At 46.7% G+C, this 7112-nt stretch carries 7 protein-coding genes; 6 read left to right on the top strand and 1 reads right to left on the bottom strand.

The genetic code is table 11. The annotated features are described in order from the left end of the window. Positions 1-658 precede the first annotated feature (658 nt). The 4 genes from AAKU64_RS15045 to AAKU64_RS15030 all read left to right on the top strand — a co-directional run bounded on the left by AAKU64_RS15045 (position 659) and on the right by AAKU64_RS15030 (position 5434). Positions 659-1552, top strand: a complete 894-nt coding sequence (locus tag AAKU64_RS15045; protein ID WP_354333269.1) for a DUF1700 domain-containing protein — start codon at positions 659-661, stop codon at positions 1550-1552. A gap of 72 nt (positions 1553-1624) precedes the next feature. Continuing rightward, positions 1625-2464: a head GIN domain-containing protein gene (locus AAKU64_RS15040; protein ID WP_354333271.1), complete on the top strand. Its 840-nt coding sequence runs from the start codon at positions 1625-1627 to the stop codon at positions 2462-2464. 353 nt (positions 2465-2817) lie between these two features. Beyond that, positions 2818-3933 carry a substrate-binding domain-containing protein gene (locus tag AAKU64_RS15035; protein WP_354333273.1) on the top strand — a complete coding sequence of 372 codons (1116 nt, stop codon included), beginning with the start codon at positions 2818-2820 and terminating at the stop codon, positions 3931-3933. A gap of 172 nt (positions 3934-4105) precedes the next feature. Further along, positions 4106-5434 carry a TIGR03862 family flavoprotein gene (locus AAKU64_RS15030; RefSeq protein ID WP_354333274.1) on the top strand — a complete coding sequence of 443 codons (1329 nt, stop codon included), beginning with the start codon at positions 4106-4108 and terminating at the stop codon, positions 5432-5434. Between the two features lie 66 nt (positions 5435-5500). Here the strand turns inward: AAKU64_RS15030 and AAKU64_RS15025 are convergent, their stop codons facing one another. After that, positions 5501-5935 (bottom strand): hypothetical protein, encoded by a 435-nt coding sequence (locus AAKU64_RS15025; protein ID WP_354333276.1) that lies wholly within the window; start codon positions 5933-5935, stop codon positions 5501-5503. Positions 5936-6133: 198 nt separating this feature from the next. On the opposite strand from AAKU64_RS15025, the gene AAKU64_RS15020 reads away from it, so the two are divergent. After that, positions 6134-6481, top strand: coding sequence for a PilZ domain-containing protein (locus AAKU64_RS15020; protein ID WP_354333278.1), 348 nt, complete (start codon positions 6134-6136; stop codon positions 6479-6481). A 132-nt stretch (positions 6482-6613) separates the two neighbouring features. Further along, positions 6614-7111, top strand: a complete 498-nt coding sequence (locus AAKU64_RS15015) for a YbaK/EbsC family protein (RefSeq protein WP_354333280.1) — start codon at positions 6614-6616, stop codon at positions 7109-7111. Position 7112: the final 1 nt, after the last annotated feature.

Genomic DNA, 7112 nt, shown 5'->3' with positions numbered 1-7112 from the left:
CCAGACAGTGCGCCGGAGCGTGCGGTGGGGCTGGTGGTGAGGTAATCCATCAAATGTATTTCCGTGAACGTGGGCTTGTTGATGTTGATAAATTAGTGGTTGTAAATCAATGGCAATAAATTAATGTTGATAATTTTATCATGACATTTTATAAAGAAAGAAAAGTAGATGTATAAATGGCATTTATTCTAAGGCTGCAGATTTGATGCGAAGGCTTAGATTTACAATCCAGCGCAAGTGATGAGGCTCAAGCTAATACCGTAGCGTAACAATGCAGAGCGTGACTGCTCGTCTAAATGGGCTTGAAATCAATATACTCCCAATCAAATTTATGAAATATGCCGTATTGTCCAGGGGTTATATGGAGGACTAATATATACCCTTAGGGAGTATATTAATTAAGAAAATGACAGGCAGCTTAAGTCCTTGATGCGCAATGGCAGAGTTTTGCTGAAAAAAAAGGCATCTCGATTCAACTGACGGCCAGCTTATATCCCATTGCCCGGCTCATTTTTCTAGCCAACTATCCCCGTCTCTCGCAATCTGATCCCACTATCTTGCGTACTGTCGCATCCGGGTAGCGCCATGCAGCGTGATTGCTTACAGTCACTCTACGCAATCCGTTATGACTACCCACAGAGCATCAGAGGAGAACAAAATGAACAAAGCAGAATATATGAATGCCCTCAAGCAATCGCTGGATGGCTTACCTACAGCGGTAGTGGAAGAAACCATGTGGGCTTACGAGAGCAAATTTATTGACGCTTTAATGGCGGGGCGCAGCGAAGAACAAGTTGCTGCCAGTTTGCCTTCGCCACAATTGGTCGCTGCGCAACAACGCAGTAAAGCGCGCCTGGATGCGTTTAAGCATCGAGCTAGCCCGGCTAATCTGGCGGCTTTGCTGGTGGCTCTGTTAGGCGTGATGGTGTTTAACTTATTTATGATTATTCCGGCGATTGTGTATGTCAGCATGCTCGTGGCAGCCTATGTCACTTCATTAAGTTTCTACGTTGCTGGCATTGCGATTGCAGCAGGTGGTCTGTCCGGCGTAGAGCATTTTAAATTTGACATGCCGTCGCACAACCATCATGTGGTGATCATGGATGACCATGATCTCAAATTCCATGGTCGTAACAATGTCACCGTCGATATCACGCCGGTCGGAATTAATATCGAGGATGGTGATACTGAGTCGTCTGATTCTGTGGAGCCGTTGGCTTCCACCAGTTCTAAAACAACTACCAATAATCCAGTCAATAGCGCCTCCAGCGTTGTAGCGAATAGCGCATCTAGTGCTGTAGCCAGCAACACTCTCGGTGCAAGCACCATCGCAATAGAAAGCAAGAGTAAGCAAGGCGGTATTCAAGTCAATGTTGACAATGGTTTGAATCGATACCATGTCTTGCAAGGTATTGGCTTTCTGCTCGGTGGCATTGCCTTATTCATGCTGTGTCTGTTCATGACGAAATACACTTTCATCGGCTTCAAAAATTACTTGCAATGGAATATTTCGCTGCTGCGCTTGCCTGCTCACGCTAATGCTAATGCCTAAGAATCCCAGCCTAAAACATCATTTTAATTTTTGCGCCCACGTTATTTGTTTATTTATTTGCAGGAGAAAATCATGAGAAATATCATCAAAACAGGTCTAGGCATGTTGTTGCTCGCCATCGTTTTAATCGGCTTAAGCGCGGTCGTAATGCGGGCGCATGCAGCATCTGTATCACTAGTGATATCAGCCTCGTCAGCTTCGTCAGCCGCATCAGTTACATCATCTGCCTCCAATAGCGAGGTGCGACCTGTTGATGCTTCCATCGTCAATATCGTGATGAACGGGCCGATTGATCTGGTACTGAAACAAGCGGCAGTACCTGAGTTGATGGTACATGGCGAACCTAATATGTTGTCTCGCGTGACTACCAGAATCGAAGGCAATACTTTGTATATCGGCACCCGTGGCATGTTCATCGTGATCCGTCAGCCCTTGCGTATAGAGATGGCGCTACCTGCGCTAGAAAAATTGCAAATGCAGGGCAGTGGTGATGCCATGATCAAAGGCTTTCATGGAAGACAGTTTGAAACCATCTTGCGTGGCTCGGGCAACCTCCAGTTTGAGGGCGATTATCAGCAAGTGTTGGCCAATGCGGTTGGCAGCGGCGATGTTAATCTGGTCTTACCCAACAGTGACAATATTGAACTGACCGCTATGGGGTCTGGCAACATCAATCTAAAAGGTCAAACTAAACTACTGACGGCAAAAATGAGTGGGTCGGGCAACCTCGACGCCGTGGCTTTACGTGCAAATCTAGCGATACTCAATGCCAGTGGCTCTTCTGACGCAAAGATCACGGCAACGCAAGAAGTCAAAGTACGTCTCAGCGGCAGCGGTGACGCTAGAATTTACGGCAATCCTACTAAACGTACAGTACAGAGCTCTGGCTCGGGAGAAGTTAACTGGCAATGAGTTGTGAACTCCAGACTGACATAAAACTGCCCCAGCTAAGTTGCCGCTCCTGGTTGCTTCGCCGGGGCAGTTTTGTGTCTGCTCTAAAGCGCTGATTTTGTCGCACCGCAACCACTTATTATTAAAGTTTATTCTGATAAAAATAAGTTTCAAAGAATAAAAGTCAGTTTCGTTGATGTGATCCAGTTTAATATTCTTCCGTGACCGCTTGGTAGTGAAACTCTATTTACGCACGACAATTTTCTGCAATAATCATTCCGCATTTGTAAAATAAGTTTCATCAGCGGTGCGGACTGTCTGCAGATCACCTTCAGGCATGCCGGTTTTTTACTCAACTTGACCGATCCAGAATCATGACTGCTATTCAAAGTAAGTGCTTGACCTTGTTGCTTGTTGCGTTTTGCTCCATCAGTGGTATTGGTGCCGCCAATGCCCAGGAAAATCCTATGCTGTTCCTCAGCCGTGCTAATGCCACCGTAGCAAAAGCAGCTGGATTAAACAATCGCTGGGAAGGTCCGGTAGACGGTCCCAAATTACTCAAGAAAAAGAAAATTGTCTTTGTCGCCGCCGATCTAAGCGACCCGGGTATCGTTGGCGTTTTTAATGGTATTAAAGAGGCGGTCAAAGGCGCTGACTGGGAACTTTTATATATCGATTGCAGGGGCAGATGCAACCAGGGCGCTGCGATTGTCAGTCAGGCGCTGGACATGTCACCGAACGGCATTATTTTGGCAGGTGTAGACGCGACTAGCCAGGCTAAAGGTTTAGCTGCCGCAGCCAAAGCAAAAGTACCGGTCGTCGGCTGGCATTCTATGGTCAAGAGCGGTCCCTCCGAGGGCATGTTCACCAACATCACTTCTAATCCCAAAGAATCGGCACAAATTGCGGCTTTGTATGGCGTAGTTGAGTCCAATAGCAAGGCCGGGATTGTCGTTTTTTCAGATATGTCCAGTCCGTACACGGCTGCCAAATCCAATGCGATTATTGAAGTCATCAAGCAATGCGAAAATTGCCGTTTGCTAAGCGTAGAAGATGTGCCGGTAGCGGAGGCTTATACCAAGATGTCCAAAGTTGTTGAGAGCGTAGAGAAAAAATTCGGTGCTAAATGGACGCATGTTATTGGTGTAAATGACGTGTATTTTGATTTGCTGGAAAAACCAAGTATCGCGGCTCTGCTTGGCGGAAATAAAGTGATCGGACTATCAGCAGGCGACGGTTCTAATAGTGCCTTCAAGCGCATCCGGGCGAATGCCTTACAAATTGGCACTGTGCCAGAGCCGTTATCTTTACATGGCTGGCAGTTAGTCGATGAAATGAATCGTGCTTTTTCAGGGGTCGCCCCCAGCGGTTACGTCACTCCAGTACATCTGGTCACGAATCAAAATATTGCCTATGACGGCGGTCCAAAAAACATGTTTGACCCAGAAAATGATTATCGCAATCAGTATTTAAAAATTTGGGCTAAATAAACACTATAGATATTGAATGAGCAGCTGCACTAGAAATCAGCAGCAAATCAGCAGCAAGTAATCGTAAGCTTCATGACAAACAAAGGGTGAGTGGGAAACCATTCACCCTTTGTTTTTTGTTTTGCGGTTCTTAGCCTTTACAATGTGCTGATTCATAAAAGATGGAAGCAGTATGCAGACAGGTGCACAAACAAGCATAAGAACCAATGTAAAAACCAGCGTAAAAACCGCCAAGCATAAGGTAGTCATTATTGGCGGTGGTCCCGCAGGTTTGATGGCGGCAGAAACGGTATCGCAAGCGATTAGTAGCGATGCCACGCAGCTTACTGTTCAGACGGATGTGCAGACGGATGTGCAGGTGGATGTATATGATGCTATGCCCTCAGTCGGGCGCAAGTTTTTACTCGCCGGTAAAGGCGGGATGAACCTCACCCACTCCGAACCCAGCGACGCTTTTCTGGCGCGCTATGGAGATCGCCAACAATATTTAGCTGGCATGTTAGCGAGTTTTGGAGCTGCCGAATTAAGAGCCTGGGCAGAGGCGCTGGGTGTCACTACGTTTGTCGGTAGTTCCGGTCGCGTCTTTCCCACCGATATGAAAGCCGCACCGCTTTTGCGTGCCTGGTTGCATCGCTTGCGAGCTGCTGGCGTTGGCTTTCACATGCGGCATCGTTGGTTGGGCTGGGATGGTGCTGCGCTACGTTTTAGTACGCCAGAGGGCGAGCAAACTATACAAGCCGATACCGTTGTATTGGCATTAGGTGGTGGTAGTTGGGCACGCCTCGGGTCAGACGGTGCATGGGTGGCGCCTTTACAGCAGCGAGGTATCGACGTTGCGCCTTTGCAGCCTGCCAATTGTGGTTTTGATGTTGGCTGGTCTGAACACTTTCGACAGCGTTTTGCCGGGCAAGCGCTCATCACGGTAGTTGCGCACTTTATTCAAGATGATGGCACGCCACTCGCACGCCAAGGGCAATTTGTCATGACAGAAGGCGGTGTAGAGGGCAGTCTGATTTATGCTTTATCAGCACTGCTACGTAAGCGTATCGCTAGCCAAGGCAAGGCCGTAATGCACCTGGACCTTGCGCCCGGCAAAAGTGCAGAACGCATCATGCAAGAGGTAATGCATCCACGAGGATCTCGCTCGCTCTCTAGTCATTTACAAAGCAAAGTCGGGCTTGATCCCTTAAAGATCGGCTTGCTGCGAGAGTGCCTGACTGCAGAACAATTCCAACAACCTGCCTCGCTAGCAGCAGCGATCAAAGCGCTGCCACTCACCTTGCATGCAGCAAGACCAATTGATGAAGCCATCAGCAGTGCAGGTGGCGTGATGTTTGATGCTTTAAACGATAAGCTGATGTTGCAGAATTTGCCCGGGGTATTTTGTGCAGGCGAGATGCTGGATTGGGAGGCACCGACCGGAGGATATTTATTAACAGCCTGTTTTGCCAGCGGCAGGCAGGCCGGTTTGGGAGTGCTTGATCTGCTAACTAAGATTTAGAATAATTCAGTTTGTTTAAACACAGGGTCAATTCATCTTTTAGTTATAGATCTTTTTAAGAAATTATTATTGTCTTGGTTCGGTGATAATAGTATTTGCGCTGTCAGACTGAATAATTTTGTGTACCTGATTAAAAAGTTTTTTGATTGTGGACTCCGTATCCTGTTTGTAAAATAATTTGCTTATCAGTGACTGCTCAGCGACGATGGTGGATGTCCAAACCACTTCGTTGCCAATAGGGAGTGGGTTATTTTCAGATGAATTAAAATAATCATGGACGTTCACACAGCTTATCCAAAGTAAGAATGGTTTGCGCTGAACTACAACACACCACCCCCAGTCTTCGGGAACAACTTCCAATACTGTCAGACCCTCCTTTAGAAGTTGTTCATGCATCCAAGACGCAAATTGACGACCAAAACACATTGGATTCGTTTCCTCATCTTCACCATGTTCAATATTGAATAAAGTTGACTGGAAAAAAATTTGATAGTTGGACATAGTTAACTTTGTTTGTTCTTTGGCTACCCTAGCTTACTAAGAATGAAAAAGCAATTTTGACGGAATTAGGAACAACAAGATTATCGCAACATTTAAGTTGCGCTATGGAAAAATTTGGTACAATCAAAACGTCAATTTGAATTTTTTCTTTCAACTTTTAATCAATTTCAGCTCTGTTTTTCTAGTCTGTGTTTTGTCATGAATGAGTCCCGTACTAGTCCTCGCTCTAATGTGTCCTGGCGTTCTGCCATCTTGATTTCCCCCGGTAATATTGTCGCCTCCAAAATCCTTAATTTTTCTGGTTCTGGTATTCAGGTGCAATGTGCGCATTTATTAAAGGACGGACAAATTTATCAAATGATGATGGAAGTGCCGGATCAGCGTGATGCCTCGCAACGGACACAGGTTATTTGTAAAGCGACCTGCCTTTACAGCATTTTAAGCGGCAGTGAATACCGTGCCGGTATGAAGTATTTTGATGTGCCTTCACAACATCAGGCTCTGCTCAATAGCTGGGGTGGCAAAGTCGCTGTGACGATGGAGTAAGTATTTTTTTGCTGGATTTGTTGCTATCAAAATCTTCTTAAGCACCCCGCAATATCACATCGCTACACCCGCACAAGCATCCTTGTGCGGCCTATGTTATAAATTGATCTGTTTCGTTTGAACTTTACGCTCATGTCCACAGATCAAGCTCTTCCCGAAACCGTACAACGCGTTGCCGGTTTACTCCAACATTTAGGTCACGACCAAACCATTGTCATGCTGCCAGCCAGCGGCAAAACCTCGGCCGAAGCAGCCGCCGGTCTGGGTTGCAGTATTGCTGAAATCGCTAAGTCGATTGTATTCCGCCGTTTGTCGGATGATGCTGCCGTGATGGTCGTTGCCAGTGGCAGCAACCGCGTTGATGAGAACAAAGTTGCCGCGATTGTCGGCGCACTGGGCAAAGCCGATGCGAGGTTTGTAAAAGAAAAAATCGGTTATGCCATCGGTGGCGTTTGCCCTATCGGTCATCTGGAAAAAACATTAGTCTTGATTGATCAGGACTTGATGCAATACCCTGCGGTCTGGGCGGCTGCCGGACATCCGCATGCCGTCTTTAAACTCACCCCAACACAATTAATCGCCATGACCCAAGCGCCATTGGCAGACATCGCACTGAAAACATCTTTATGAG

This window comes from Undibacterium sp. GrIS 1.8 (genome assembly GCF_040544445.1).
Taxonomy (GTDB): domain Bacteria; phylum Pseudomonadota; class Gammaproteobacteria; order Burkholderiales; family Burkholderiaceae_D; genus Undibacterium.
This window is presented reverse-complemented; position numbering and strand designations above follow the sequence as displayed.

What these genes read in the sequence shown, in the direction of transcription:
- AAKU64_RS15045 (WP_354333269.1), top strand. Translation starts at nt 659, where the DNA reads ATGAACAAAGCAGAATATATGAATGCCCTCAAGCAATCGCTGGATGGC.
- AAKU64_RS15040 (WP_354333271.1), top strand. Translation starts at nt 1,625, where the DNA reads ATGAGAAATATCATCAAAACAGGTCTAGGCATGTTGTTGCTCGCCATC.
- AAKU64_RS15035 (WP_354333273.1), top strand. Translation starts at nt 2,818, where the DNA reads ATGACTGCTATTCAAAGTAAGTGCTTGACCTTGTTGCTTGTTGCGTTT.
- AAKU64_RS15030 (WP_354333274.1), top strand. Translation starts at nt 4,106, where the DNA reads ATGCAGACAGGTGCACAAACAAGCATAAGAACCAATGTAAAAACCAGC.
- AAKU64_RS15025 (WP_354333276.1), bottom strand. Translation starts at nt 5,935, where the DNA reads ATGTCCAACTATCAAATTTTTTTCCAGTCAACTTTATTCAATATTGAA.
- AAKU64_RS15020 (WP_354333278.1), top strand. Translation starts at nt 6,134, where the DNA reads ATGAATGAGTCCCGTACTAGTCCTCGCTCTAATGTGTCCTGGCGTTCT.
- AAKU64_RS15015 (WP_354333280.1), top strand. Translation starts at nt 6,614, where the DNA reads ATGTCCACAGATCAAGCTCTTCCCGAAACCGTACAACGCGTTGCCGGT.